We start from the raw sequence: 26,626 nt of genomic DNA, 5'->3' as shown, positions 1-26,626 counted from the left end.
CAACGTTCAGCCAACTCTTGTATAGTCATAGTTGATCACCTATAGCAGCAGTTCCTAGATAAGTCTTCTTGATGTTTCGTGCATAATAACTTCCGATAGATTCAGCGGCCATCATGATTTCATAGGTCAAACGCGGTACACCAGGATGCTCATATACTGTATCGCGTCCTTTGAATCGAACGAAAAGCATCTGACTTTCTGTGTCGTAACCAACAGCAGCAATGTTCGATGATACTACAGGCTCAAGATCAGTTCTCATAAGTAATCCTCCGGGTTAAATGTTTGAATAAATTCCATAGTCGGTTTAAAATCAATCCGTTTAACATGGATGTATTTACTTACACCGAACTTCTTTTTAAGCTTGCTCCAGATCAAACGGCGGTATTTCCCGACAATCTTGGTGAAATTATCGTCATCCTCTGAATTGTTTACCTTGGCTAGAAGAATAGATTTATGAACAACAGCGTTGTATAAATCATCAATTTCGGCAGGAAGAAGACGATTTTCATCCCGAATTTCTTTTGCGAGGATTTTAACCTCGGAAGCCGTTTCTTTAACTTCTGTATGCATTTCCCGAAACTCATCAATCAAGACCTGAAGAACATTGTCATGCTCTTTCGACTTTTCCAATGAATGCTGGAGAAAAGAAAACATGTTATTAGTTTCTTGTGGTAAATTAACACTCATCATTAATCCCTCCTATGATTCGACCATTTAAGGCCGCTTTAATTTGAGTTGTAAAAGATTCGAGTGAAGATATGGTCTCAAATAACTTTTTCTTTACTGACGGATCCGCAGCCGCTAGAGACCATTGCATGAGCGTTCCGATTGCTACCTTCTCAAGGAAGTTGTTCGTATGAATCCGAATATCCAAAGCGTTATAGTCTGCTTCCTTTTGGAGTTTCTTCTTCTGCAATTCTGCTTGTTGTTCATCGAAATCAACCGGATTGCTTATTTTTAAAGCTTCTAACTCTTCGTTTTTCTTTTGGATACCTTGACGGAGATTGGTTATGGTGAACTTGTCGTTCTCTCTATCCTCCTTAAATTTCAGTTTCCATTCATCCTCCTTCCTCTTTAGTAACATTAGCTTTTCTTGTTCTTTTTGCAGGAGCAAAATATCTGCTTCCTCTTGGATCCTTTCAGCAATTGCAGCTTCCATTTCAGGAATTACATCTTTAGGGATGGAATCTTTATAGCGTTTTTCTATCTTTTCCTTTTCGTATTCGATGATTTCCTGTATGTTTTTTTCGGCTTCTGCTTTTGCTGACTTGCCAATCTCTTCTCCAAAAGTTTGATGGAGTATCTTCTGTTCCTCAGGAGTTAACGCCGCAAGTTTTTCGGCAAATACCGTTCCGAGTTTTTTTGACTCTACCAGCCCTTTGAGTTCTGGGATAAGATCATTTAGTTTAATGAGTCGTTTAGTTGTGCTGATGCTCTCTCCGATCGTCTCAGCGATAGAACTTAGTCCATTTTGAGCTAAGTCTGTTCGCTTCCCCTGCTTAATTCCCCATCTTTCTTTTAGTGTTGCTGCCAACTTAGCTTTCTGAATAGAGGTTAAATGCCTCCGATGCAAGTTATCTTCCACAAGCAGTCGTTCAATATCCGCAACTTCCTGAATGTCCTCAATGATAACCGGCACCGACTGTAATCCCAATTCTTTAGCAGCTCTCAACCGCTGGTGACCACAAATGACTTGAAAATCAATCGTGATCCGTAGTGGATCTCGGATTCCGTTTTCTTTCACATCGTTTAGAAACGCCGTCCAGTCCTCGCCGCTCAAATCATCGAAATAAAGATTATTACTTGGGTGCGGCCTAAGTTTATCAATTGGTATGCCGCTCAATGTGATTCTCCTTCCTAAAATCATTTCCTCTCTGTGATAAGATGGGGATTGTCCAGATCCACCAAAACATCTAAGAAAGGAGGTGCTACACTTGGCAAGAGAAACCATTAGTATTTGCCCATCCATTGACTGCGATTTCGGAACCGAAGATGTGTATGATCGATTCTGTGGAGATTGCGGATCAGAATTAATCTCTTCATGTCCTGAATGCGGACAAGCCATTAACTATTCTGGTACTTTCTGCACGAAGTGCGGTGTGAAAATGAAACAGCCTAAACCATCTGTTTATGAATCACAGTCAATTCCCAACCTTTAAGAATGAAGCTTATTCCCACATCGTGTGCAAAACTTATAAGTATCTACTTTGGATTTGTGCTTGCATTTTGAACAAGTTTTTGAAGTCGCCGCCTGTGTGGTGGCTTCTTTATTTTGTTTTGACATATCCGAATCTCCTTCCGGTAAAGGATATTTAAGGCGTGTACTCGTCTTGTAACAAGGTGCATTTTCTCAGAGCTTCTTTTGATTGATCAAGAATGTATAACGCGGCTTCATAAGTCACGCCCTTTTTCCCGATAAAACCCAAAACATCAGCAACTATTTCAGCATAAGTTGGATGTATTTTTTCAAGAGCTCCGTTAACTGAAACGCGGCTTTTCCATGGGGTACGAGTTTCATTCTCTTCCGGAACGCCTTTTTCATCTTCTGCTTTCACTGTTATCCCTCCCTTACAAACTTGGTAAGCAGTAATTCTCAACACGGTTAAGCGTTACTCTTTGGGGCTTAGTCTCACGCTGCTGAAGCATTGTCTTTAACTCCAGTGTTTTGGCCCGAGCAAGTCCGGCTTCTCTCAAAGCGATTTTGTCTCCAGTAGCTAATGCAGTTGCTGTTACTCTTGATAGAGCCTCATAAGCAATTTGTAAATCAGTATTCATATGTGACGGTGTTCTCCTTTCTCACATAACCTTCCATGCTAAGTTATTTTTGAAAGCAAATATATTAAGAACGGAGGTGTAAAAATGTCTATTGGCAACTGTCCTGAATGTAACGCAAGTGATTTTAAAATGAGAGAAAAGCCTACTGCGCTAATTTATTGGGAGAAGATTAATGAAGAGCCGGTTCTGGATGTTCATGATTTCATCCCCGTAAGAGCACATATTTGTCAGAATTGTGGTTTCGTTAAGCTTTTCTACCAAAATCCTGATCAGATATAATCTGTTCCGATCTAGCTAAAATTTTTGCATTTGTTACATCTTTATCATGATTGCTCTTCGTGACCACCGTGCCTGCGGTGGTTTCTTTTTGATTTAGAACATTAAAAAGTTTGCTGGTCAGTCTCGCCAGTTCGTCTAACTCAAGGCCTATTCCAGAGTCATTAATAACTCCAAGTTCAACTGCTTTGCAATCAAGGCTGGATACCACTTTAACTAATTCATTTCCAAGCGAGGTTAACTTCTTCTTCAATTCGTATAGTTCATCTTCGATTGGTGTTTTGGTGATTGTTCCTCTCCCGAACCTTTTAATTAAATCAGCTTTTTCAATCCAATATTCTTCTGCATCTACTGGAGTAGCAATTGTTACTGTTGCTCCATTGATAAATACATCGCCTTTAGGGGTAAACTGAAACGCTTCTGCAATCATTCCTCGTACTTCCTGTTTGTCTTCTTCTTTCATTGAGTTTGCCATCCTTTCTTAATTAGCTTCATAAGCAATTTGTAAATCTTGATTCAAAAGGGATACTCCTTCGCAACAAAATTCTTCCTTTGTGATAAAATGGAAATCTACTCAAGTCTATTTATAACAATAGAGGAGGAATTGTTTTGTCAAAAGAAAATGTAAGCATATGTCCAGTTCAAGACTGCAATTTCAGTACTGCGGATGCTATGACCGATTTTGCGGTGATTGTTGAACCGAATTGATAGGTGAATGTCCGGATTGCGGACAGAAGATCAACTGCGCCGGTTCATTTTGCACTAAATGTGGAGTAAAGATGAAACAAGCTAAGCCGTCAGTTCATGAAGTACCTACAACCCGGAATCATTAAGAACCAAGTTCATTCCCGCATCTTGTGCAGAATTTATAGGTCTCTTTATTTGGTATGTGATTACATTTTGAACAAGGCTTTGAAGTCGCTGATTGCGCGGTGACTTCTTTGTCTTGTTTTTCTTCTTCTTTCATTGTTTTATATCTCCTTTTTGAGTCAATCTTTAAGGATTTTTAAGCTCGACTATTCCATGTTGGGCAATTTAAACGTTCTTGTTGCCGTATCCATTCTTCCAAAGAACGTATACTGAACATCATTTTTGGTCTACGTGAACCAGGCGCTCCTGATTTCACATGTGGGATTTGTTTTTGACTACAGAGACGATAAATCAAATCTTTAGAGACGCCTAATATTTCAGCAGCTTTTTCAGCTTCAACCATTTTATCCCCACTTATGGGAATGCTCTCTTCAATTTTCTTTAAAACAGTTGGTAAAATCTTGGATGCGACTTTTTCAGCAACAGCATCCAAAAAATCAGATGCAACATGTTCTTCTTTCATTTAACCTCCTCCTAATTACGATATAATCGCATAAACTTTGATATTTCCGATTAAATCGGATTCCCTGCCAAAAAAAATTATTTCCGCTGGCACTTTGTAGAGTTTTAGTAACTCATTTGTTAAGGCCCAGGGTATATCAGTCGAATCTTTCTCATACCTCCGAATGAGATCCATATTTTTTTTGGTCATTTCGGAGACTTCTTTTAAAGTGTAACCTGCATTTACTCTGGCGGCTCTCCAAGTAATTTTGTAATCGTCCATTGCCTCACCTCCCAAACCAATATTATTCCGATTAAATCGGATTGTCAACATCAAAACTCCAAATTTAACTTTTAATATCTGATTAAATCGGATATAATAAATATTATTTCTATATAACCGGAAAAAAACGGAGGTTTTCAAAGTGGCGCGGAAAAAGTTCACTGATTACGAGGTTAATCTTATGAAAGAAATATCTATTAACTTAAAAAAAGTCTTAATGCTAAAAGGAATTACTCAACTAGAATTAAGTGAACGAACAGGAGTAGCCTCGAGCACTATTTCTGATTATGTTAATGGTAGAACACTAATGTCTATGGGAAATCTACAAATAATCTCAGATACCTTGAAAATTGCAAAGTCAGATATTTTTCCCGACCTATTTGAGCAACATCCGCGATTTAGAGAAATACCATTACTCGGAACAATCTGTGCTGGAAATGGTCTTCTTGCTGATCAAAATATTGAGGAGTACATCCACTATCCTTTTCCCAACAAAAAACAACCGGATTATGCACTACGCGTCAAAGGTGACTCAATGATAAATATCGGAATTACGGATGGAGATATTGTTTATATGCGTCATGCTCAATGGGCAGAACATAATGGTCAATTAGTTGCCGCACTTGTAAATGACAGTGAGGAAGGATTCCTGAAACGCATACATTGGTCTGAAAATGATTCCCAAATCAAGTTATCCCCAGAAAATGATGATTATGAAGCGAAATTTTATGTCCCGAATCAAATACAGATTTGTGGAATATACATGGGTCATTTCAAAATTTCTGATATTTGAAAATACATAACTATAGTAAATTTTCGAGGTGATCTGAATGGCGAGTATTCAAAAGAGAGGTAAAAGTTCTTGGTTATTTACAGTTGAAACAGGGTCGGGAACAAAGCGCGGTCGAGAAACGATGACTTATCGAGTTGAAGATACTGCATTACTAAAAACAACAAAAAAACTCAAAGATCACTTAGAATCAGAATGGAATAAATTCAAAATAGAAGTTGAATCCGGAAATTATTTCAGACCTGAAAAAATGACATTTAGAGAATTCACTGGTTTATGGAGCGATAAATTTGTAGATAAAAATTTAGCTGAAACAAGTGCTTTCAATTACAAATACCACTCTACGACAAAACTCACTCCTATTTTAGGTGATATACAAATGGATAAAATTAAGACTTTAGATATTGTCACCCTGTTGGACGAGCTATCAAAAAAAACTGGTGAAGCCTCAGTGGTTTATTGCTTCAGAGTACTTCGAAGTATATTCAGCAAAGCGGTGTCTTGGAAAGTTATCAAAGTAAATCCAATGGATGGGATCGATAAACCCAAAGAGACCCCAAAGGAGATGAGTTTTTATAACGAACAAGAAGTGGCTGAACTTCTAAAGTCCCTCCAAAAAGAAACTATTAAATTCAAAATATTTGTTACTTTAGCTCTCACTACAGGAATGCGCCGTGGAGAACTTTTGGGTCTTGAATGGAGACATATTAATTTAGAAAAAGGTAGTATCCTTGTACATCAAACTATTCCAATGTTTAAAGATGGTATGCCTGTAATCAAGGGTCCTAAACGTGGTACAGGAAGAACGATAACGTTGCCTTCTTCCGTAGTAAAAGAACTTGTAGATTATCAAAAGCATATGATGCGGGTTCGCACTGAGCTTAAAGTTCCATGGGAAGGTGGAGAATATTCATTTTTATTCGCTCACGACAATGGACGTCCTAAATTCCCAAAAAATTGGGGAGATTACTGGCGCGAATTCCACGCTAGAAATCCACAGTTAAGATACATTAGATTTCATGATCTACGTCATACTTCTGCCACTCTTTTAATTAGCAGTGGTGTTCATGCTAAAATCATCTCTAGTAGACTAGGGCACACTAAGATATCAACTACAATGAATATCTATGGTCATATTATTGAAGCTGCAGATCAATCAGCAGCTGACGTTTTCAATACCTTCCTCCAACCTCCAAAGATTGTTAAACGAGCAAGGAAAACAAAGGCGTAGTTGTTGTCGCGTTGTTGACAACTTGTTGACGAACTCTACTTAAAACTAACATTTACAACTTGATGTAGCGATTAATTAAACAAATACAGCCTATTGTATCAGTTGAAACGGAAATAACAATAAAATATAATACTTTGATTCTATCATCTCCCATGAAAGGGGCCCTCGAAAGAGGGCCCCGAATTTATGTTTAACGGTATTATAAGCACGAAAAGACTACCTTTCGGCAGCCTTTTCAGCAACAACTATTTCACAAATCTTCCGATAAACTCAGAAACTACGCTCTCATACTTAACCGGATCCATGCGGAAAGCTTCTCCGTGACCCGCATTAGGAACGATGTAAAGCTCCTTCTCGACCGGACTATTTTCATATACCGTATGAACCATTTCCGTAGGAACAAAAGTATCATTATCGCCATGAATAAACAGAGTTGGCGTTTTAGATTTCTTCACCTGTTCTAAGGCCGAGGCTTCACCAAAGGAATAACCTGCCCGGATCTTTGTTAGCATACTGGTCGTATTTACAATTGGAAAGGCGGGGAGATGGTACATTCTTTTTAATTGAAAGGTAAGCTCGTCCCTTACTGAGGTATAGCCGCAATCTTCCACAATTGCTTTAACATTAGCTGGTAAATCCTCACCGCTTGTCATCATTACGGTAGCTCCCCCCATGGAAACACCGTGCAGTATGATCTGTGTATCCTCACCGTTTGCTTTCAGAACGTTCTGTATCCACTTCAGGTAATCCTTACGTTCTGGCCATCCAAATCCGATATAGTCACCCTCACTTTCTCCATGTCCTCTGGCATCCGGCAGCAAAATATTATATCCAAGTCTCTCATAATACATTCTGGCATAACCGCTCATTTGAGTTGCATTTCCAGCATAGCCATGAGCAATAATCACTGTCTTATCGGAATGTTCAGGAGCAGCTAAATAGTACGCTTTAAGCTGTATTCCGTCATCAGAATTCATTTCCCATCTATCAAAGCTCTGGGTATCCCACCACTCTTGGTCTGCCTTCGAGGTATCTTTAGATTGTTCTACCTCTGGACTGGACTGCAGGTCAGGGCTTTCATTTAAGAAGTCCTTTGAAGCACGTGCAATAGCAACATGATAGAAATAAAAGCTTCCCACAGTTACAACAATGATTAAAAGTACAATAACAGAAGAAATTCCGATCATCATTTTTTTCTTTAAACTAGCTCTCTCCTAAATAAAATTTAACAGTATTAATCTATGTTATCAGATTAAGATAACATGTATATTTGAATATTCAAAATCAAAGTATTGTAAACTCATGTTATTCACTACGTGATTAGTATTCTTTTAACTTATTATTTCATATTACCTTAATGGACAAAATATCTACAAAAAAAAAGCCCCAAGTCGGCAAAATGCCAACATGGAGCTCTGCTATTTTAGTGATTTAGAATATGCATGCGCTTGTAATAATTACTAATAAGATGAACAAAACTAAGATTGCGCCTGTAGAAGTAAAAGCACCACCAACATGACCATATTCAGCACCCATGAGAAGACCTCCTCCGTATTTAGAATACATCATAAGATATGTAATGATCCCCTTAGAAGATTGGGCGTTCAGTTAAAAAAAAAGACCTCTACTGGGCTACCAGCGAGGTTAAAGGCTCTACAATTAATCAGAAACTAAAATACCATCAAAGCTTTCTGGGCCCACACGTACTGTACCGAGAAGATTAGAAGAAACAAATGCTGTATAAGTGAGCTGAGGTGTGATGGCTGGTAAGAAATCCGCTGCTGAAAAGGTTATTACTTGCGGAGCCAATATACTAAGAGCAAAAGTTGAAGTAGCAGAATACACTTTTGGATCAGTAGCCAAGGTTCCTCTTACAATCGTAATTGTGATGCCCACTAACGCTAGCGGAAGCGTCACTGATATCGTTCCTTTAAGGAGAACACGTGGATTGGTAGTCACTCCAGCCGTTAACAACCCAATCTGTCCAAAAAGCTGCGGCGTGTTAAGTACCGTAATAGGAATAGATATAGAGTTGGCGAGGCTGGCATTTTGAGATGTTCTAGCATCAAGGTAAGTTCCCATCGTTGCACCCCCTTTATAAATTGGCATACCATAATATATTAGTGTTCTCGATAGCATGCATAGCCACATTACCAGTGTAAAACGATTGTTTTATAAAACTCATAGGCAAGATCTATTTATCATCTTTTTTCGTCCCCTCCCTTTTATTAAAAGCTAGTTCAAACAAACCGGTCGCTGATAGTCCCGCAAGCCCCCCCGCCCAGAGTCTCAGAATCAGATTCATATCAGTGAACGGGTAGGCAACTGCTCCAACCAGCAAGCCAATAGCCAACCCCACTACTGGCACAATGTTCCGCGGAAGTTCAATGCTATTCTTCACAAGTTGTACAAGTGCCATTACAAAAACAGCTAGGACTGAAGCAAAGGCAAGCACACTGTTGAGAGCATCGTTATACATGTTTTTTAATCCTCCTTATTTCATTTTTTACTTCCTGTTACAAGTAAACCTGCACGGTTCAGCACCGTTAATATGCGATAGAAATCGTAACTGCCACCCGATGGAGTATCGAGAAGTCCTGCCGCAGTCGCTGCTTTCACAGCCGCCTCAGCCCATGCAGGGACATTCATGACTGCCCGATTTTCAATGAATGTCACCCGATCCGTAAGCTTATTAATCGACTGCCCCTGTTCTTGCACACCTGTTTTCAGCGTATCCCTGCTATCTGTAAGAGCTGCTATAAGAGCACGCAGTTCCTTTACTTCCGATTCTAGACTAACAAGCTTTTGCTTATCCTCTGCTGACATCTCATCATCTCCTCCCATGGATTTGTCGTCATATTGATACAGATTATAGGTATTCATAATTTGAATCAGCTTAGCTGCATAGTTCGGATCAGTAGCGTAACCAGCTGCGGCAATCTCTTGTGCGGCCACCTTGCCACTCGCACCGAGAACCTTGCTGTAAAGGTTGCGATTCCATGAGACTCCATTCACAATCAAGTCGGAATGATCCGCGATAGATTCTCCCCAGTTGTTATAGGCTCGAAAAGGGGAATTCACTTTAACAGCTTTACCGTTAATATATTCGGTAGTTTGTACAGTAATGCTGCCAGCAGGTCCACTTCCTTTGATCCCAAACAAATTATTCGCTTTCACAGTCAATCCACTGCTGCCCCAGCCTGACTCCAGAGCCGCTTGAGCAATGGTTAACGAAGCAGGAACCTTAGTGAGCTGCATGTCCTTTACAGCAAAATTCGCAATCTTCGCTATAAACTCGCCTTCTGTCATCTCATCACATCCTCTCCGTTTATTAAATGCGAGGCATCATAAAATGACTGTGCTTATCCCCTTCTAACATTGTGTTTTTACTAGATTCGAATCCAACTCGGCAACAAAAAAAAGCCATCCCATTACCCATGAAATGACTGCTGGAGTAGCCTCAATGATCTGAACATCTAACTTCCTAATTACATCTCATTCGCTTACGAATCATCTATCGGACTCAGCTGACCTTATACGCAGCGTTAGCTCACTTTTTGGATATTAACGGACACCACAGCCGCAATTGGCACCAAAAACACTCAATAACAGGCTCTTCATATAGAATAATGTCTCTGAGGTCCGAAAGCACGCTCAAAAGGTTAAAAACATGCTAATAACGTCATCCGGGTCCTTAAGCTTCAGTGGACTGAATATGACTCGGCGGTGTAAAAACAGCCAAACAACGATCCAAAAAAAAGGAGTAGTAGTTCTCCTAATATTAGAGAACTACTACTCCTTTGTCTTTCATGACATCGACCACTGCTATCCACTATGACGTGGAGCGTCTATGTAAAATGGAGGGGTGCACTTCTCGGTAGCTCAAGCGGTGCCTTAGGTCCTGCATAATGCATCCTCAACTCCTTTCACCCGGACAATATGTAATTATTAGTAAATCTAGCTTGTGAATCCCGTAGAATTAGCGTAATATATAGTAATAATTTACTATATAGGAGGGTCTAACAGACTATGCCTTCATATTATTTTAAAGAAGTATGGACACCCTTACGCTGGGTAGGTATAAAGTTTTTTCGTGATGATGATGGATTCTTATGGATTAAACGGTGGGCAAAACCCAGAAAACGGTTACGTTAACGCATACTATTACATATGCCATAATACATAGGTTCAGCAGTTAGAATACTCATAATAATCTGCACTGCCCCCCCCCTCCGCTTCAAGCATTGATTTGCTAGCGGAGGTCTTTATGATCCACGCTAGCAACTGATGCGTCCGTTTACTAATTCCCTACTTTTGCCCCAAATGAACGTGCCAAGAGTACCGCCTGTTCAATATCCATCCGCACTCCCTGCAGATCCAGACTCTTTAAATCAATTCCTTCAACAATCGCTTCCCGCATATCCGCTCCCTTAAGTTTGCATTGAGACAATTGTACACGGCTCAAATCCGCTCCGCGCAAGTCACTTTTTTGCAAATTACAGCCCATTAAATCCGCTTCTGTAAATCGAATCCCTCGCAGATCCTGTCTGCTTAGATTAGTATGTCTTAGGTTCGTGTACGACCAGTCCCCTCCGAGTAGGGAGATCCCGTCCAAATATGCATTTGAGAAATCCGATCCTACCATCTTGCAATCTTCAAATTTAGATACAAACAGGTTCGCTCCCGTAAATTTACAATTGGTAAACGCTGAACCTTTATGGTGAGACGCATTAAGCATGGCTCCAGTAAAATCACAATCAATAAATCGGCAGCCAATAGAGTTCATCTCTTCCATAGAAGTGCCTTTGAAGGAGCATTGCTCGAATGTGCAGTTATTTAACTCACCATCCTGCAAGCTTCCTTGATCAAAATTGTGATTACGGAACGTTTCATTAAGGTATTGGTACATATAAATCTCATCACCTTCGTTAGTATTAAAAAAATTAATTCTTAATTAAAAATAGCACTTTAGTAGATTGTTCTCAACATTCCCTTTCGATATAATAGCAAATAAACAATGGGGAGGAAAATTATGGATGTGTCCAGCAGGAAAGAACCATTCCGTTATGTTATGAACCATCCGCTTGAATGCTGGATTGAAGTTCCGCTTAACAATTCCGGTCCAGGTGCTGGAAAGTTAACAGAGGCTGTATTACTCGATCTTAGCCGTTCGGGTTGTAAGGTACGTACTCCTTTGAATCTTCGATTCACTGCAAGAGATACTAGGCTTATTATTCATCTTCAATTAAATGAAGAGAAGCTTCAGCTCTTATGCAGCGTCCGGTGGGGTTGGATGTTTGGGCTTGGCCAATATCAATATGGAGTTAAATTCCGCTTGGACGAAAATGAGGAAGAACGCCTAATAAGAGAGCTTGAAACATGGACCGCCACCCTTCGGGTTGAAGGTCTATAGAACTTACCCTAACAGATGCCCTTCACTTAGAAGGACGTCTTTTTTTTGCACAAAAACGAAGACAAAGCTAAATCGCCCTGTCTCCGTTCTAAAAACTATTCCGCCAAGTTGTGGCTAGATATCCACTCTTTTATTAACGAGCTTGATGATGACCGCTATAAGAAGAACTGCTATCACCGCTTCAAACAGAAGAGGAGCTAGATTCAAATGACCCTGTATAAGCTGTATCCCATTTGCGGTATCCATCTCATCTATGACCTCGAACTGGAATACACTTTCCCAAGCAGTGAAGTTACTTTTGAAAATAAAATACTCCAAATAGAATATTCCATTCTGTAACAAATACGCAGTGGCCAGCCCAATCCATACTCGCCCCTTAAATTTCACACTTCGTGCAACCGTAATGGAGACAATCAAGGTAAGCATGATATAACCGGCAAACCAATACGCCTGCAAGAGAACTAACAATCCCACTGTCCAGAAATTCTCCGGAAGAAATGAGGAGGGATACATTGAAAGATACACGCCAAAATGGATCAAAGCTATTAAAATAATACCCAGCATTAGGGCTAAATAGAGCACTAACGGAGAAAGGACTGTGTTCAGGGTTCTTACGGGCACTAGGCGACGATTATAGGAATTTATATTGTTAAAAAAGGTTTTTGCTGCCATGACAAGAAAGATCAGTCCTGCAATAACATAAGCTATTCCGTTCAAAGTAAAACGTTCATAGTCATGCAGTTTGGTAAATCCTAACCCAATCTGCGCCAGAATTATGATTACAAAAACTGCAAGAAACTTATCCCTATCCCGTCTAAAATCATACTTCACTAGCTTTAGCATTCTGCGTACACCTCTCTGAACAGTTCGTCAATACTTTTGCCATGGCGTAGCCGAATATCCTCTACCGCAGTATGCATCAGAATTTCTCCTTCTTTTATAAAAATCACATCATCAAAGATCCGCTCAATATCCGATACTAAATGGGTTGATAAGAGAATGGTACTGTCCTCTTCATAAAACTCTACTAACGCGTTAAGAATTTTTGTTCTAGCTACCGGATCCACACCACCAATGGGTTCATCCAGCAAATAAAGGCTAGCTCGGCGTGATAGGGCAAGTGTAAGCTGTAAACGTTCGTTCATCCCTTTGGACAGGTCCTTTACCTTATCTTGCGCTCTTAGTTTCATAAACTCCAACATTCGCGAGGCTTTAGACTGATCAAAATCCGGATAGAAGTCAGTTTGGAATTTCAGAGCATCAGAAACACTCATCCAGGATTCTGTAAGCGGCTTATCAGGCATAAACGACACCACCGCTTTACTTTCTGTTCCTACAGAACCCCCAATGACGGATACACGACCAGAGGTAGGTTGTGTCAGTCCAGCGATGATTTTCATAAGTGTACTTTTGCCGCTGCCGTTACTGCCCAGCAGTCCTGTGATCTTACCCGCACTCAAATTAAATGATACCTTGTGGAGGGCATGCTTGGATCTATATTTTTTTGTAACTTCATGAACCTCAAGTATATTTCCCAACTTGTTTATCCCCCTATTCTTTATTCTTGTTACGGATATTCTCCGCAACCGCCTCTAAAATATCTTCGCCTTGAAAGCCAAGATCCTGCATACCACGAATGAACCGATCTAGCACATCTTTGGCCATTTCTTTTTTGATGGTCAGGATAGTACCTTCATTACTTGTGACGTATCTTCCCATTCCACGCCGGGTTTCCACGATTTCTTCACGCTCCAGTTCCTGAAAAGTTCTTTGCACCGTATTCGGATTAATCTGCAGTTCACTGGCAAGTTCTCGTACTGAGAGTATTTTATCTCCCGGTTTCAGCTTGCCTGTGACGATTTCACCTTTGATGTAATTCATGATCTGTATATAAATCGGCAGGTTGTTATCGAATTCGATTGTCATGATTAAGCAACATCCCTTCGTCTAAAGACGGAGAAACCTACGAGAAGAAAGACAGCTGTGTATAAGACAAGCATCACGATAGAAAAGGTCAGTGTCATTCCAGGCATAGGTGCTCCTCCACCTTCATAAGCAGATAAATTTAAGTTTGGAAACAGAACATATTTGTAAAAATCACGAGAAATAATCAATTTGTCTATCATTAACGCAAACATAGTAGCCCCTATCGTTACTCCCGTTGAAGTGGTCAATATCCCCAGCATAAAAGCAAGTGTTCCATACACAACCGTACTAACGAGATTATACAATAGGTTTGTAAGCATCTCACTCATACCCGCTTCTCCACCACTTAGTCCAAACCACAAAGCTCCTGTTCCAAAAACGGCTATACCTCCGATGACAGTCAAAGTCAAAGCATACAACAGTACAACCACATATTTGGATGCGAGGATTGCTGTACGGCTTCTGGCGCGGATAAGCAGGAACTTGATGGTTCCTTGACTATACTCTTTTGAGACAATACCTGCTGTTCCGATAATCGCAAGAATTGTAATCACTTGCCCAATCCCTTGGGAAAGCAGCATCATTGCTGAAAAATCATAAGCTGATTCAAACAGGCCAGGTGAGACAGAATGAACTATATAACCTAACAGCAGGGATAATAGAATTAATATCAGATATGGCATAAAAAATGTGCGTTTTTTTGAGAGCTTGAGCCATTCATTCACAATCAGATTATTAAAGTTACGCAATGCGGTTTCCTCCTGTCCATTTCAAGAAATCTTCCTCAAGACTTTGTTTATTCTCCGTAATCCGAAAAATCCCCACACCTTCATCACTAAAAGTAGATACAAGCTCCGGTACTCTGCTATCAAGCAGACTTACTGTCACTTCAGATCGCGCGCTATCCATAGAGATCAATTCTGCATAATCCAAGCGCTCCAAGATATTTATAGCGGATTCGATTGATCCTACACGGATGGTGAGCTTCACTTGTGCGGTTGCTTCCTGCTCCTCACCAATCGTAGTTACGGTCACCAGCTTACCATTCTGGATCACAATAGCCCGATGGCATATTTGTTCAATTTCAGTAAGTAAATGGCTGGAAATCAGAATAGAAATGCCTTCCACTTCGGCGATGGTACGCATATAATCACGCATTTCCCGTATTCCGGCCGGATCAAGTCCGTTCGTAGGCTCATCTAAAATCAATAACTTCGGCCGATTGAGAAGCGCCTGAGCAATCCCAAGACGTTGGCGCATCCCCAGCGAATAAGCCTTTACTTTTTTATTCATCGCTTCTTGAAGTCCTACCAGTTCAACAACCTCATCTATTCTGCCAGCCTCAATGTTATCCGTCATTCTTTGGTACTGCTTCAGATTATCAAGTCCAGTCATATAGGGATAAAACTCTGGATTTTCAATTATCGCACCGATATGGCCAATCGCCTGCTTAAAATCCTTTTTCACACTGTGGCCTTGGATAATCACATCGCCTTCGCTCATCCGTATTAGACCCGTCATCATTCGAATCGTTGTGGTCTTTCCTGCACCGTTTGGACCTAACAATCCAACAATTTCACCCTTACGGATATCAAATGTCAGCTTATCCACAATCGGTCTTCCTTTGATGATCTTACTTACCTCATTCATTTGCAGAACGATTGAATCTTGCATTTCTACACCACTCCCCTGTTTCATGCGAATCCTCCCTGCCAACTAATGTTTTGATCATTCTGTATATTGTGTCAGTGTCATAGTTAAATAGTACACTAATATATTGTTGGAGTAAAGCCCAAAATAATAAATTCATGCAAATAAGGGCTTTCTATTAGACTATCAGCCAAGCCAAAAATTTATATGAACATAGATTAGATAACAAAGGAGGAATTACAAATGAAAAAAGAAGTTCACATTTCTCAGACTTTCCCTCGCTTGACCGTGTACGATGAAGAAAACTTCAATGGACGCCGTAGAGTATATACTGGCAACCTGGGTATTCGTAATACGGACAACATCCTCGATGGTATTGAGAGCCTTCGGTTCTTCTCTACTAGCAGCAATGCTACACTGGTACTTTTTACAAGAACAAGGTTTAGAGGAAATTTCCGTGTTCTTCGCGGGAACCGCAACATTAGGGATCTGGATGATTTCATTTCAGGCAATGACGTGGAATCCATTATTTCTACTAACCAACGCCTAACCCTCGAACAAATCCGTAATATCCGCAGCAGCGGTAACTTGCCTTCGGGATATCGTTTGATCTAACAACTGCTTACAACAAAAAGGAGTAATCCGGAGCCTAACGCCCAGGTCACTCCTTTTTCCAGTCGAAAATACCGCATTCTTTTATAGTAAATCTGGCGGCGAGTTGTCGAAAACGACAGTTCGTCAATCGAACTTGGAGGGATTAACCATGATTACAAAAAAAGTAACATCTGTAATATATCCTAGGCTAAGAGTGTTTAGTGAGGAGAACTTTCGGGGGCTTCGCAGAACTCTTCGCGGCAACCTGGGCATTGCAGATATAGATTCAGTCCTTACAGGAATAGAAAGCTTGCGCTTCTTCTCCACAAATCCGAACGCTACGCTTGTGTTATTCGATCGTTCTGCCTTCCGCGATAATTTCGTCATTTTGCGTGGCAACCGCAGCATCCGCGAACTGGACGACTTTCTGCGAAGAGGAGATGTCGAATCGCTCATTTCAAGCAATCAACGGCTGACCCCGGCGCAGGTTCGCACCATTCAACGTACCGGCAGCTTGCCATCAGGATATCGTTTGATCTAATTCAATGAGGACGCAGTTTAAGCCATAAGCTTAAGGTGCGCCCTCTTTTATTTTCCGCTATAATGACTCCATACATATTAAACAGGAAAGAAGGCTACTTTATGGAACCGATCGTTTCTACTCGATGGCTGCTTGCTCGGTTATACGAGCCTGAACTTGTTATAGTCGATTGCCGTTTTTTACTCACGGATCCGGAAGCTGGGCGTAAAGCCTATACAGAAGATCATATTCCCGGAGCAGTTTATCTACATCTGGAAGAACAGCTCTCCGCTCCAGTAAGCGCACATGGCGGACGCCACCCACTACCGGAAATCTCAAAGCTAACCGCCGCACTTAGTAAGGTTGGCATTAACAGAAATAGCATTGTCGTTGCTTATGATGATCAAGGTGGAGCTTATGCTTCCCGCCTGTGGTGGATGCTCCGTTATTTGGGTCATGAACGTGTTCATGTAATGGATGAAGGCTACTCCGCTTGGAAAAATGCCTCCTTCCCCGTCAGTGATCATCAAGCGGTTCGGATCCCAAGCCAGTATGAAGCTGATGTTCAGAAAGACATGCTTGTTAGCATGGAAGATGTGCAAAATGTAGTTAACGACGGTGGCGCACTATTGATGGATTCCCGCGAGTCCCGCCGCTATGAAGGACTTGAAGAACCCATTGATCCGAAGGCAGGTCATATTCCCGGAGCGATCAATAAGTTCTGGAAGGATGTACTGGATGAGCAAGGGCGCTGGAAATCAACTGAGGTGCTGAAAGAGCATTATGAAGGAATTAATCCTGAGCAAGAAATTATCGTGTACTGTGGTTCAGGTGTAAGTGCCTGCCCGAATGTGCTCGCGCTCGGAAAAGCTGGGTATAGGAATGTGAAATTGTATGCGGGTAGTTGGAGTGATTGGATTTCATATGAGGAGAATCCGGTGGCTACTGGGGAGAAATAAGAATTAAGAGGAATTTAGATAAGTAGTTATGTAGACTGAACTGGGTGATGAGTAAGATGCCCAATTCAGTCCTTTTTGGGTTATTTAGCAAACAATCTGCAAACAAGAACTCGAAGAAAATAGTTACAGAGTACCTAAAAGTATCCACCCAATAGCAACTGAAATAAACTGGTGTTGAATGCTTAGTATTGTAAGATTAGAATAATGTATGATTTGTTCTAATTGCATTTAATAGAACTTATTGGTAGATTGAATCCAAGGACAAAATTGGTTACTTTTAAATTTCATCCTATTAGTAAATTTCATACGCTAGGGGGATTAGTAATTGAAACAAAATTGGTTATTAGATTTCAAAGAGTATCTGAACTCTGAAAAAGAAATGGCGCAATCCTCTATATCTAACTATTTGAGATACATCAGACGCTTTTTAGATATAGCAGACTCCATTAGTTCTCATATTGATGCGCATCAGTTCTTCGAAACCTCAAATATTGAAGCTTACTATAACACTAAATCAGGCAGTATATCCAGTGCCGTTCTAAGTGCATTCGCAGATTTTTTACTGAGAGAGGGAGAAATCAATAAGCAAGAACTCCTCATTATAAAAGATAGGATAATTGAATTAAAAAGGCCACCTGAGATTATGCAAGAAATAGGGATTTTATCAGATAAGGAAATTGCATTTATACTTAGTGATAATGTTCATTATCGATTTCTCAACGATACAGATCGTCCAGATGATGAAATCTCTATTGTGGGCCCAGCTATTTGGTCACTCGCCTTAACGGGATTTGAACAACAAGAACTTATGGAGTTAAAGCTTGGAGACTTGGACGTATCGCACAATCATTTTCGAGTACGAAATCTTTATAAAGGTTCTGATGAGCTTATGGCAGAATGGATCACACTAGATAATGTTACAAAGTCAAAGATAACCCAATATCTCGATCATAGATCAAAATTGAACTCTAAATATGATAACTTATTTCTTTTCAACGCTGAACCATTAGATAACGATTCCATCAATGATACATTTAGAATTTTTAAACGAGCAGGGAACTGCGATAAATTCAAGAATGGCGGAGTTGTATCAGCACAAATGCTAGTTCGTTCCAAATTAATCCAATCACTTAACCAGACTAGTGGAAAATGTTTAATAGATATTATAAAAATTTTCGGTATGAATAATGCTCAAGTAACATATTCGATCCGAACTTATCTGGCTAATAGTATTACATCATGAATAAAGACTGCAACAATACATATTGTAGTATCTTTTTTCATACCATCCGAGCCGATAATCGGGTTGGATACTTTTTCAAGCTCCAGAGACAAATCTTTAATCTTTATGTTGTTTTATAAATATTCCATATAAAATTCAACCAATACGTTATACTTAAGTTACTTATTTCACAAAAATTCAAGTAAATGTGGTGAGCTGATGGGGTCATGGAAAAAAGCAATTTTTCAACCGAAATCACTTGAAGAATTAATAACTTCTGCAAACATAGTAATTGACACGAATGTTCTATTGGCTGCATACCAATGGAAGGAAGTTACTGTAAACGAAGTGCTAGATGCCTTAAATCAGCTTGCGCAAGAAGGGCGTTTGCTAATTCCTAATCAGGTAGTGACTGAGTTTGCTAAGAACAGACCTGGTAGAATTATCGAAATGGTTAGGTATCTTCAACAAATATCGCAATCATTACAACCTCAAAAGAAACTTGATCAAACAATTCCTGCATTATATGTCACAGAAAATTATGATGAGATTTTGCAACTTGAGAAGGACTACATAGAAGCCTTAAATAAATATAAAGCAGGTCTGAAATCTCTTAAAAAGAATCTAATTGGGCTTTATCAACAAGATCCTATCCTAGAAAAGCTTGAAAACATACTGTCAAAATCATATTATGAACCCTCTGAAATATTGTCAAATGCTGACTTGGAAAAGGCCGCTCAAGAGCGTTTTAAGAATAAACTTCCTCCTGGCTATAAAGATTCTAATAAGGAAGAGAACAATTCAGGAGACTATATTATATGGGCAAATATTTTGACAATTAATGCAGATGTTATTTTTATTACTGCAGATAAAAAGCTAGATTGGACAATAAAAGATCCCGATGATAATGTCATATGTGCAAGAAGAGAATTAATTGAAGAATTTTATGAATCTTCAGGTGGACACTCTTTTGTTTTAGTTTCACCTAAAGACTTTTTCTCTCAATTCAAGCCTAATGTAAGCGAGATTATTCAAGACGACCTTTCAAATTCACGTCCTAATATCACTCTTCCAATAAACCAAAATTCTTTAAATTCCTTAATCGGAAGAATAAAAACTGTAATGGAAAATGGAAAGTTTTATCCAGAAACCATTGAAAAAGCTCATAATATTTTGTTGGAAATGGATGTTGAGTTTGATGAGTTTAATAATGAACTCAAAACAGCAGAGAAGTTAGAGTTTCTTCTTACCTTACTAGAAAAAGATCAAGCGAAACAGGGGATTTCTTAAACGTTGAAATGTTTAGTAGGGCTACTAATAACTAACTATTGATTAGAGTATGCTATCCCCCAATTCTAAGTTTAATATACCCCCTGCCGTCAAAGAATTCAGGGGGTATTTTATTGCAAAAGAAATTCTTCTCTCTGATAATCATCTGGTGAATAGGAATTGAAAATTTGTTCGCAGCTTTCAGAAGATCATCTAGTTTCTCAGCAGCCTCTTGCTGCATCTCGGAAACAAGTGCGAGTACCGATCAAAAGTAATTGTCGCACTATTGAAAACTTGGGTTCCCCTGGTTTGAAACAAGAAGTGATTCAAATTATTACCAGACATATCAAATGAACTAACAGAAATAAACAACTAATCCTCCACCTCCCTGGAAGGGCCTGGAGCAAGCCTAGCTTAGCAAGCCTAGCTTAGCAAGCAAAGCTAGAGGATCTTTCTTTAAGATAAAATAATATTTATATATTTATTTCATTGTTGCTTTGCTGTCACCTTCTGCTACCCACAGTCACCCCGGTGACAGTACCCAATCCCCCGTATCTACGTTCCTCACCTCATCCTTTGTCACCCCGTCACCCTCTTAGTCTGTTCCAACCATCTTGTTGTTTTGTTATTCCTTGTCCTTGGGTTGTCGTCTGGTACCCTGAGTCGCAACGTAACAAAACTCAATGCGCTGCCCCTAGTCTGCGGGGGAGAAGTGATGTCACCTTAGTAACAAACAGTGACAGTCAACCCAGGTTAAGAGCACCCAAGTGACTGCCACTGATTTAGTGAAATATTTCTACTGGGTTATACAAGGTGACAACGGGGTAAGGCTGATCTGGAAAGGAAGCTTCAGCCGCACTCTTTAGAAGATCATCTAGTTTCTCAGCAGCCTCTTGTTGCATCGTCGGAAACAAGTGTGAGTACCTATCAAGCGTGATGGTTATACTTGAGTGGCCTAACCTTTCACTAACTACTTTTGGATGTACACCTGCCTTCAACAACAAACTTGCGTGAGTGTGCCTAAGGTCGTGTAACCTGATCTTTGGTAATCCAGATTTCCTCAACAGGTCCAGCCAACGAGATTCTAAGTAATATGGATTAACTGGAAAGCCGTTCTTTGTCTGTACAACCAATCCGTGATCGTTGTACTCCGATCCCTTCTTTTCTGATTTCCTAATATCCTCATCTAAAAGAAACCGATGTTGCTTAAGTGCATCTATTGTTTGTTGCGGAAGCACGATTGATCGAATTCCAGCTCTTGTCTTGGGTTCTTGAAAGATATGTCCCACAAGACCACGAGTGTAAGATCTTCGAACAGTCAGCTTTCCTGATTTGAGGTCTATATCATCCCACTTCAACCCAAGGACTTCTCCACGTCGCATACCAGTAGTCGCCGCTAGTAAAAAGATAATGTAGTATCGGCTATTCTTCGTAAACTCTAAGAATTTTACCAACTCATCTTCCGTCCATACCTTTGTCTCTGTTTTAGGAATCTTAGGAGGTTTAACCAACTCAGAAACATTTCTCGTTAACTGCCCCCACTGCACCGCCGTCTTTAAAGCATCATGCAGTACCTTATGCACGTGATTAATCGTTTGCGGGGAAAGCTTTCTTTCACCATTTTGCAAGCGTTCATACATGCTAACCAAATGTTGCGGTGATAAGTTAACCATTTTATATTGCCCTAGTTGAGGAATGATGTGGTAGTTCACCAACCAACGATAGGTCTTGTACGTACCAGGACGAACATTCATTTGTTTCTGCGCTAACCAAGATGTAAAGAAAGTTGCGACATCATCCTTCGTCGGCTCTATGAAAGTATCCGTATTCAACTCATGCAAAGCCTTCGTCAAAGCTTTCTCTGCTTCAACCATTGTCTCAAAGCCACTCTTGCTCTTTTGTCTTCTTTTTCCCGTTTCTGGATGGCGACCATATTCAACTACGTAACACCATTTATTTCCGCGCTTACTTACACAACCTCTCATCGCATACCCTCCTGACTTTCTTATTTTTGCCGTAAAAAAACGCCCGTCCACTTAAAAGCGAACAGACGCGTTCCAATTGTCTTGCTTATTGATGCTTGATTGGTTCTTCCTACAACCTTTAACAATCGAAATAATCCAGCTGTCAAAGGTATGATAATCGTAACAGGGTTATTGGCAACTCAACAATTAGTATGAGAGACTCCTTTATGAAGGGGATGACACCTCCTACTACGTAGTTCCCACGGGTTACTTCCGGCATTAGCCGGAACGTTTCTAACTAGTTCCCTACACCTACACCTACACCTACACCTACACCTACACCTACACCTACACCTACACCTACACCTACACCTATCCTAAACAATCCACACAAACAACAACCAAACTATATCCAACAACTAATCTATCCCCCTACTCTCCGCTCCCTCAACAGCACTTACCACCCTCTTCAAATTCAACCTTTACTCACCGATCCCCAACCTCTCTAAATCTCTAATCCCTCTCAAGTCTTCATCTCACAACAAACACAAACAACCGCCAATAGCCGATCAACAAAACTCAAACCTGCTCCGAAACTCTAATAACTTCTCCAACAACACTTTATATCCATGTCTACACCAACTTCAAACAGTCCATGGAGTAAACTATGCCAAGGAATCCCATTCCAACGACATCCCATTCCAACGACATCCCCTTAACACTCCATAATTGAACACAAAACAACTGCTCAGATATCTTTGTAAGAGCAAACACTCATAATAATAAGCTTCGCAGATGTGAGTATCCACGCATTCGCTAACCAGCTTACTTCAATTGATCATAAAAATATTTATTGACTACACTTTATTATGGTAATCGTATCATCTCGACATTCCCCTTCAAATTAGCAAAGTTCCAGCGTGCTTCCAATAACCTAGAATCGTGACAAACTCTCCTACTTTCGCTACTGTGTATATCATGTTGGATAATCTTATTCTCACCTATCACTTTAAATCCGTTTAGTCCTGTTAGAGCATTAATACCAAAACCTACTCTAAACCACCTTAGATTCACACTTAAAGAAAGAGAAATTATTCAAGACCATCATGTCTTTCTTTGAAATAGATTACTTCATCTAGTAATCATATTCTTTCAAACTAAACTAGAGTCAAAGTATACAATTAATATCGATTGATTTTGTATAGTGGAACACAGAAATTATTACCTATTTAGGATAAACTAAAAGTAATTTGAAAATAGTTCAAGACAGTACATATATTTATTTAAGGGAGATTAGTTAATGTTAAAGAAAATTCTTAGAACATCATTGGCGGTTAGTTTAGTAGGTCTACTCTTAGAATCGGGATCTTTGCAAGAAGGAAAGGTTGCAACTGCAGCAGCTGCGCCTACAACTACTAAAGCACCGGTAGTTATGACGGATAACCTTAGTAAATATGGTTTGGAAAAAGAAGTGACGTTTCCACTAACCACAACAGTAAATGGCCTTTCTTACACGATTCACAAGATGATGATCTATGATATCAAATCAGCAGATGCACAAGCTCTTATGAAAAAGTATAAGTATCCAGCCACAGTGGACTATTATCCTAACGCCAAATACTTCATCTGGACTAAAATCTCTATCGTAAACAACAGTAAAAGCACTACTGGCGTTTATTCTAAGGATCTAAACAAAAAGTGGAGACTGATGCTGGGTGAGGGAAAAGAATTCGAGCCAGTTATCCCGATGGCCAAATTTAGTGAATTTAATAGTAAGGAAGCTGTTTGGGCATTTATCCTTAAGCCAGGGGAGAAACTCGATACTTACCAAGCTTTTGAATATGATGGCAAGTTTGAGAGTCTGCGTATTCTCATGACTTATAAAGATAATATGAAAGAGGTATATATCGCCAATTCTCCAAAATAAGCGAGGTCGGCAAGCACCGCTAGCTTAGCGTTTTTAAACTGGTATCCTAGAATTTCCATAGGACTCGTCAAGGGCGGTGTTAGCTGTGCTTTACAAATTAAAGATTATTCAGAGACACAGCGCCTCTATTCCTCCAATGGGTAGGGGCGTCTGATTTGATTTGGGGGCCAAAAAGCTGGTCTCCCTTGGTCTTTTATGCCCTGGGGAGTATTGTAATGACCCAAAACTTTCCAGGCCAAGGAAAGATATCTTCCGTTTGTCCGGAGTGATTATATCCGACGCCCTTTTACTAAGACATATAAATAGAGCTTCCTACCTTAGAGATAGAAAGCCCTATTTGTTTCAGTTAGACTAAATTATTTCTTCTCCCATTGGCTCAACAAATATTTCTTCATGGCTAGCCATACCTGGTTTTGCCTTGTCCCTTAATTGCGCGAGATGCGCTTGCAGCTCCTCTTGATTACTAGTCGAAGTATTTGATTCTTGACTCATTGAAAAATCACCTCCCTTCCATTCGTTCGAGTTCTACCATTGAAAGGTATAGTTGCTTTTCATGCTCAATTCTAGGGTCATTTAAAGAACTAGCGGTAAGATCTTCATAGTTCATTTTCGTCCACAAACCTTCCTCAGAGCGTATAAACATATACTTCCAGTTAATAACATAGAGGTTTAAGCCGTCGTATATTTTGTTGGGCTGCAAGTGCAGCATTACATCTCTTCGCATTTTATTAAGTGGATTTGGATACATATCTCCTCGATCTTTAATATCCTTTACCCACCGAGGAACGCGCGGATTCTTTCCAATTAATCCACTCTCTGTAATTTTATATGAGTTAATACGAGGTATCACGTCACTAGCGTTCATGTGGGAGAAATCGGTGACCACATCAAGGAAGATAGGGACACCCCCTCCTCCTCCCCAATAGAAAATAGGAACTGAGTCTTCATTAATAACCAGAGTCCTATGTTCAGGAAAGTATGTAGGTTCCGTTGATAATCCAAATCTTATCACCGAGATCTCTATTTCCCGAAATGTGTGATACTCTAGATCACCTGTAAAGGCGGAGTCTTCGTGGCCAATCGTAGCGAGATAAACTGAATCAGGGGCTAGAGTATCCTCCTCCGGCAAGAACCCTCCGAAATCATCATTAATAAACATAAACCACCCTTCATCTCCCATATCTGCCGCAGCACCTACCATATCAGTTGTGATACCCACATTCATGCCTGTTTTCCTCCCTTATGATGAATAAATAGTTCGCATAATTTCTACCGATTTTACAATAAACAATATGAACTCCACAACATATCCAAGACTTCGACACAAAGAAACCTCAGTCCTGTTGAAGGAGCTGAGGCTCTAGGTTGTGTGGATGAATTTTAAGGCCTTAGTCAACGTAGATTACGACTCTTCCATAAGAAACGCCCATGAATTCAAGGGTTACTCCTCCGGATTTAACTGTAGTATCAACACCTGTAGGCGAGAGCATGTCTACAATTGCTGCTTTTACGTCAGCACCATTTGGGAGGCCTACTGCGCCCATAGCCGCAAGGACAGCTGCAAGACGATCAGGATTGGCCTTTTGAGTCTTAGCGTCAAGCATTGCGCTCATTGAAACGACTTGAGTGCTGCCACCAGTAGTAGTGTCGCTATAAGACATGATCACACTACCAGAGGGTGTTTGGATGAAAGCTGCTTTTTGACCAGTATTATAACCAGCCGAGAAGCCCAAACCGCTAACGGCAGCATTTAGTTTCTTTGCAACAGCTTCTAGGGAGGCGTTATAGCCATCTACTACTTCGATGCCTCCGAGAGGAACTTTGTCTTCTCCTAATTCAACGGTGTCACTTGGAGTAGTTGGTCTAGTCTGCAAGTCAGTGTTACCTGTCTTGTCTAGAACGTTTTTGATGAATACCAGTGCTTCAGCACGAGTAAGGGTGTCTTTACCCTTGTAGCCATCCACTGTGTTGGATGTTTTACCTCCGGCCAAACCATTTACCAGCATGTACTTGATCGCGTTGTCTCCAGTAAAGTTCTTACCTTGGGTTCCAGCGATGATTTCAGCTACTGCTTGGCGAGTGATTTTGGCGTTCCGGTTTGTTCCAACTGGGTAGTTATTTTGTCCAGCAATTGCGTAGTACGGGTCGGACCAACGTCCACCATTTGCTTCCAATTTTCCGTTATAAGAACGGATCAGCATCGAGAGAAATTCTTCTGCTGTAACCGAGCTACCAGGTTTGAAATTTCCATCTCCGTAACCAGTAGCAATACCTTTTGATACGCCCCACTCCACTGCGGAGTAAGCCCAATGCGTCTCCTTAACGTCTTTGAAGGATGCTGCATATGCGGACGCTGTTCCCATCAGGGTAGCGGCGATTGAGAGACCAATGAGTGCTTTTTTGTAATTTCTCATTTAATTCACCTTCTCTTTCTTGAATTTAGAATTAATATAATGTTAGCAATAATTTGTACACAATATATATCAATCTATTCTTTGTAAAACCCTTCTGCCTTC

Annotated in this window: 34 protein-coding genes; 10 read left to right on the top strand and 24 right to left on the bottom strand. The window is 40.2% G+C overall.

Features of this window, described 5'->3' with window-relative positions:
* Positions 1–25: 25 nt before the first annotated feature.
* Genes NYE58_RS16110 through NYE58_RS16100 form a run of 3 tightly spaced genes read right to left on the bottom strand, consistent with a single transcriptional unit; the run spans position 26 to position 1,843 of the window.
* Positions 26–259 (bottom strand): KTSC domain-containing protein, encoded by a 234-nt coding sequence (locus tag NYE58_RS16110; RefSeq protein ID WP_341002326.1) that lies wholly within the window; start codon positions 257–259, stop codon positions 26–28.
* On the bottom strand, positions 256–687 hold the full coding sequence (locus NYE58_RS16105; RefSeq protein WP_341002325.1) for an ORF6C domain-containing protein: 432 nt from the start codon (positions 685–687) through the stop codon (positions 256–258). The genes NYE58_RS16110 and NYE58_RS16105 overlap by 4 nt, the downstream gene beginning before the upstream one ends.
* On the bottom strand, positions 677–1,843 hold the full coding sequence (locus NYE58_RS16100) for a ParB/RepB/Spo0J family partition protein (RefSeq protein WP_341002324.1): 1,167 nt from the start codon (positions 1,841–1,843) through the stop codon (positions 677–679). The genes NYE58_RS16105 and NYE58_RS16100 overlap by 11 nt, the downstream gene beginning before the upstream one ends.
* A 91-nt stretch (positions 1,844–1,934) precedes the next feature.
* On the opposite strand from NYE58_RS16100, the gene NYE58_RS16095 reads away from it, so the two are divergent.
* The gene (locus NYE58_RS16095; protein WP_341002323.1) at positions 1,935–2,159 is read left to right on the top strand and encodes a double zinc ribbon domain-containing protein; all 225 of its coding nucleotides are present in this window, start codon (positions 1,935–1,937) and stop codon (positions 2,157–2,159) included.
* 153 nt (positions 2,160–2,312) lie between these two features.
* On the opposite strand, the gene NYE58_RS16090 is transcribed toward NYE58_RS16095, so the two are convergent.
* From NYE58_RS16090 to NYE58_RS16065, 6 genes are all read right to left on the bottom strand, one after another.
* On the bottom strand, positions 2,313–2,555 hold the full coding sequence (locus tag NYE58_RS16090) for a hypothetical protein (protein WP_341002322.1): 243 nt from the start codon (positions 2,553–2,555) through the stop codon (positions 2,313–2,315).
* A 13-nt stretch (positions 2,556–2,568) separates the two neighbouring features.
* Positions 2,569–2,775 (bottom strand): hypothetical protein, encoded by a 207-nt coding sequence (locus tag NYE58_RS16085; RefSeq protein WP_341002321.1) that lies wholly within the window; start codon positions 2,773–2,775, stop codon positions 2,569–2,571.
* Positions 2,776–3,019: 244 nt separating this feature from the next.
* Positions 3,020–3,514 (bottom strand): hypothetical protein, encoded by a 495-nt coding sequence (locus NYE58_RS16080; RefSeq protein ID WP_076275522.1) that lies wholly within the window; start codon positions 3,512–3,514, stop codon positions 3,020–3,022.
* A 366-nt stretch (positions 3,515–3,880) separates the two neighbouring features.
* Positions 3,881–4,018, bottom strand: a complete 138-nt coding sequence (locus NYE58_RS16075) for a hypothetical protein (protein ID WP_341002320.1) — start codon at positions 4,016–4,018, stop codon at positions 3,881–3,883.
* A 39-nt stretch (positions 4,019–4,057) separates the two neighbouring features.
* Positions 4,058–4,384 carry a helix-turn-helix domain-containing protein gene (locus NYE58_RS16070; protein ID WP_341002319.1) on the bottom strand — a complete coding sequence of 109 codons (327 nt, stop codon included), beginning with the start codon at positions 4,382–4,384 and terminating at the stop codon, positions 4,058–4,060.
* 15 nt (positions 4,385–4,399) lie between these two features.
* Positions 4,400–4,645, bottom strand: a complete 246-nt coding sequence (locus NYE58_RS16065) for a helix-turn-helix domain-containing protein (protein ID WP_256717155.1) — start codon at positions 4,643–4,645, stop codon at positions 4,400–4,402.
* A 181-nt stretch (positions 4,646–4,826) separates the two neighbouring features.
* Between NYE58_RS16065 and NYE58_RS16060 the strand changes: the two genes are divergently transcribed.
* A complete protein-coding gene (locus NYE58_RS16060; RefSeq protein ID WP_143766310.1) occupies positions 4,827–5,438 on the top strand; it encodes a LexA family protein in 612 nt (203 codons plus the stop codon).
* 37 nt (positions 5,439–5,475) lie between these two features.
* Entirely contained in the window at positions 5,476–6,666 is a 1,191-nt protein-coding gene (locus NYE58_RS16055; protein WP_341002318.1) for a site-specific integrase, read from the top strand.
* A 245-nt stretch (positions 6,667–6,911) separates the two neighbouring features.
* Here the strand turns inward: NYE58_RS16055 and NYE58_RS16050 are convergent, their stop codons facing one another.
* From NYE58_RS16050 to NYE58_RS16025, 6 genes are all read right to left on the bottom strand, one after another.
* A complete protein-coding gene (locus tag NYE58_RS16050) occupies positions 6,912–7,853 on the bottom strand; it encodes an alpha/beta hydrolase (RefSeq protein ID WP_144024586.1) in 942 nt (313 codons plus the stop codon).
* A 244-nt stretch (positions 7,854–8,097) separates the two neighbouring features.
* Positions 8,098–8,202, bottom strand: a complete 105-nt coding sequence (locus NYE58_RS16045; protein WP_111503812.1) for a sporulation protein YjcZ — start codon at positions 8,200–8,202, stop codon at positions 8,098–8,100.
* 123 nt (positions 8,203–8,325) lie between these two features.
* Positions 8,326–8,748 carry a hypothetical protein gene (locus tag NYE58_RS16040; RefSeq protein ID WP_076126105.1) on the bottom strand — a complete coding sequence of 141 codons (423 nt, stop codon included), beginning with the start codon at positions 8,746–8,748 and terminating at the stop codon, positions 8,326–8,328.
* Positions 8,749–8,860: 112 nt separating this feature from the next.
* The gene (locus tag NYE58_RS16035) at positions 8,861–9,145 is read right to left on the bottom strand and encodes a holin (protein WP_076126104.1); all 285 of its coding nucleotides are present in this window, start codon (positions 9,143–9,145) and stop codon (positions 8,861–8,863) included.
* A gap of 20 nt (positions 9,146–9,165) precedes the next feature.
* Complete coding sequence (locus NYE58_RS16030) at positions 9,166–9,975, bottom strand: glycoside hydrolase family 73 protein (protein ID WP_076275792.1); 810 nt, start codon at positions 9,973–9,975, stop codon at positions 9,166–9,168.
* A gap of 991 nt (positions 9,976–10,966) precedes the next feature.
* Positions 10,967–11,575 carry a pentapeptide repeat-containing protein gene (locus tag NYE58_RS16025; protein WP_076126101.1) on the bottom strand — a complete coding sequence of 203 codons (609 nt, stop codon included), beginning with the start codon at positions 11,573–11,575 and terminating at the stop codon, positions 10,967–10,969.
* 123 nt (positions 11,576–11,698) lie between these two features.
* Between NYE58_RS16025 and NYE58_RS16020 the strand changes: the two genes are divergently transcribed.
* Positions 11,699–12,079 (top strand): PilZ domain-containing protein, encoded by a 381-nt coding sequence (locus NYE58_RS16020; RefSeq protein ID WP_076126099.1) that lies wholly within the window; start codon positions 11,699–11,701, stop codon positions 12,077–12,079.
* A gap of 114 nt (positions 12,080–12,193) precedes the next feature.
* On the opposite strand, the gene NYE58_RS16015 is transcribed toward NYE58_RS16020, so the two are convergent.
* Genes NYE58_RS16015 through NYE58_RS15995 form a run of 5 tightly spaced genes read right to left on the bottom strand, consistent with a single transcriptional unit; the run spans position 12,194 to position 15,703 of the window.
* Positions 12,194–12,922 (bottom strand): hypothetical protein, encoded by a 729-nt coding sequence (locus tag NYE58_RS16015; RefSeq protein ID WP_341002315.1) that lies wholly within the window; start codon positions 12,920–12,922, stop codon positions 12,194–12,196.
* Positions 12,916–13,617 carry an ABC transporter ATP-binding protein gene (locus tag NYE58_RS16010; RefSeq protein ID WP_076217772.1) on the bottom strand — a complete coding sequence of 234 codons (702 nt, stop codon included), beginning with the start codon at positions 13,615–13,617 and terminating at the stop codon, positions 12,916–12,918. The genes NYE58_RS16015 and NYE58_RS16010 overlap by 7 nt, the downstream gene beginning before the upstream one ends.
* Before the next feature lie 13 nt (positions 13,618–13,630).
* Entirely contained in the window at positions 13,631–14,005 is a 375-nt protein-coding gene (locus NYE58_RS16005) for a GntR family transcriptional regulator (protein ID WP_341002314.1), read from the bottom strand.
* Between the two features lie 2 nt (positions 14,006–14,007).
* On the bottom strand, positions 14,008–14,754 hold the full coding sequence (locus tag NYE58_RS16000) for an ABC transporter permease (RefSeq protein WP_076126091.1): 747 nt from the start codon (positions 14,752–14,754) through the stop codon (positions 14,008–14,010).
* Positions 14,747–15,703, bottom strand: a complete 957-nt coding sequence (locus tag NYE58_RS15995) for an ABC transporter ATP-binding protein (protein WP_081383247.1) — start codon at positions 15,701–15,703, stop codon at positions 14,747–14,749. The genes NYE58_RS16000 and NYE58_RS15995 overlap by 8 nt, the downstream gene beginning before the upstream one ends.
* Before the next feature lie 195 nt (positions 15,704–15,898).
* Between NYE58_RS15995 and NYE58_RS15990 the strand changes: the two genes are divergently transcribed.
* From NYE58_RS15990 to NYE58_RS15970, 5 genes are all read left to right on the top strand, one after another.
* Positions 15,899–16,270 (top strand): hypothetical protein, encoded by a 372-nt coding sequence (locus NYE58_RS15990; RefSeq protein WP_076126089.1) that lies wholly within the window; start codon positions 15,899–15,901, stop codon positions 16,268–16,270.
* Positions 16,271–16,418: 148 nt separating this feature from the next.
* Complete coding sequence (locus NYE58_RS15985) at positions 16,419–16,790, top strand: hypothetical protein (protein WP_076126088.1); 372 nt, start codon at positions 16,419–16,421, stop codon at positions 16,788–16,790.
* A gap of 101 nt (positions 16,791–16,891) precedes the next feature.
* The gene (locus NYE58_RS15980) at positions 16,892–17,728 is read left to right on the top strand and encodes a sulfurtransferase (RefSeq protein WP_341002313.1); all 837 of its coding nucleotides are present in this window, start codon (positions 16,892–16,894) and stop codon (positions 17,726–17,728) included.
* Between the two features lie 325 nt (positions 17,729–18,053).
* Complete coding sequence (locus NYE58_RS15975) at positions 18,054–18,971, top strand: site-specific integrase (RefSeq protein ID WP_341002311.1); 918 nt, start codon at positions 18,054–18,056, stop codon at positions 18,969–18,971.
* A gap of 198 nt (positions 18,972–19,169) precedes the next feature.
* On the top strand, positions 19,170–20,240 hold the full coding sequence (locus tag NYE58_RS15970) for a PIN-like domain-containing protein (RefSeq protein ID WP_341002310.1): 1,071 nt from the start codon (positions 19,170–19,172) through the stop codon (positions 20,238–20,240).
* A 761-nt stretch (positions 20,241–21,001) separates the two neighbouring features.
* Here the strand turns inward: NYE58_RS15970 and NYE58_RS15965 are convergent.
* Positions 21,002–22,204, bottom strand: a complete 1,203-nt coding sequence (locus NYE58_RS15965; RefSeq protein WP_341002309.1) for a site-specific integrase — start codon at positions 22,202–22,204, stop codon at positions 21,002–21,004.
* A 1,279-nt stretch (positions 22,205–23,483) separates the two neighbouring features.
* Between NYE58_RS15965 and NYE58_RS15960 the strand changes: the two genes are divergently transcribed.
* Positions 23,484–24,110, top strand: a complete 627-nt coding sequence (locus tag NYE58_RS15960; protein ID WP_341002308.1) for a hypothetical protein — start codon at positions 23,484–23,486, stop codon at positions 24,108–24,110.
* A 351-nt stretch (positions 24,111–24,461) separates the two neighbouring features.
* Here NYE58_RS15960 and NYE58_RS15955 read toward each other — a convergent pair whose 3' ends face one another.
* From NYE58_RS15955 to NYE58_RS15945, 3 genes are all read right to left on the bottom strand, one after another.
* Positions 24,462–24,602 carry a hypothetical protein gene (locus tag NYE58_RS15955; protein WP_341002307.1) on the bottom strand — a complete coding sequence of 47 codons (141 nt, stop codon included), beginning with the start codon at positions 24,600–24,602 and terminating at the stop codon, positions 24,462–24,464.
* 7 nt (positions 24,603–24,609) lie between these two features.
* Positions 24,610–25,335: a hypothetical protein gene (locus tag NYE58_RS15950; RefSeq protein ID WP_341002306.1), complete on the bottom strand. Its 726-nt coding sequence runs from the start codon at positions 25,333–25,335 to the stop codon at positions 24,610–24,612.
* Positions 25,336–25,498: 163 nt separating this feature from the next.
* Positions 25,499–26,524 (bottom strand): S-layer homology domain-containing protein, encoded by a 1,026-nt coding sequence (locus NYE58_RS15945; protein WP_341002304.1) that lies wholly within the window; start codon positions 26,522–26,524, stop codon positions 25,499–25,501.
* Positions 26,525–26,626: the final 102 nt, after the last annotated feature.

This window comes from Paenibacillus sp. FSL L8-0708, from assembly GCF_038009325.1.
Taxonomy (GTDB): Bacteria; Bacillota; Bacilli; order Paenibacillales; family Paenibacillaceae; genus Paenibacillus_AQ; species Paenibacillus_AQ odorifer.
Note: the sequence above shows the minus strand (reverse complement) of the source record. Positions and strands in the feature narration are given on the sequence as shown.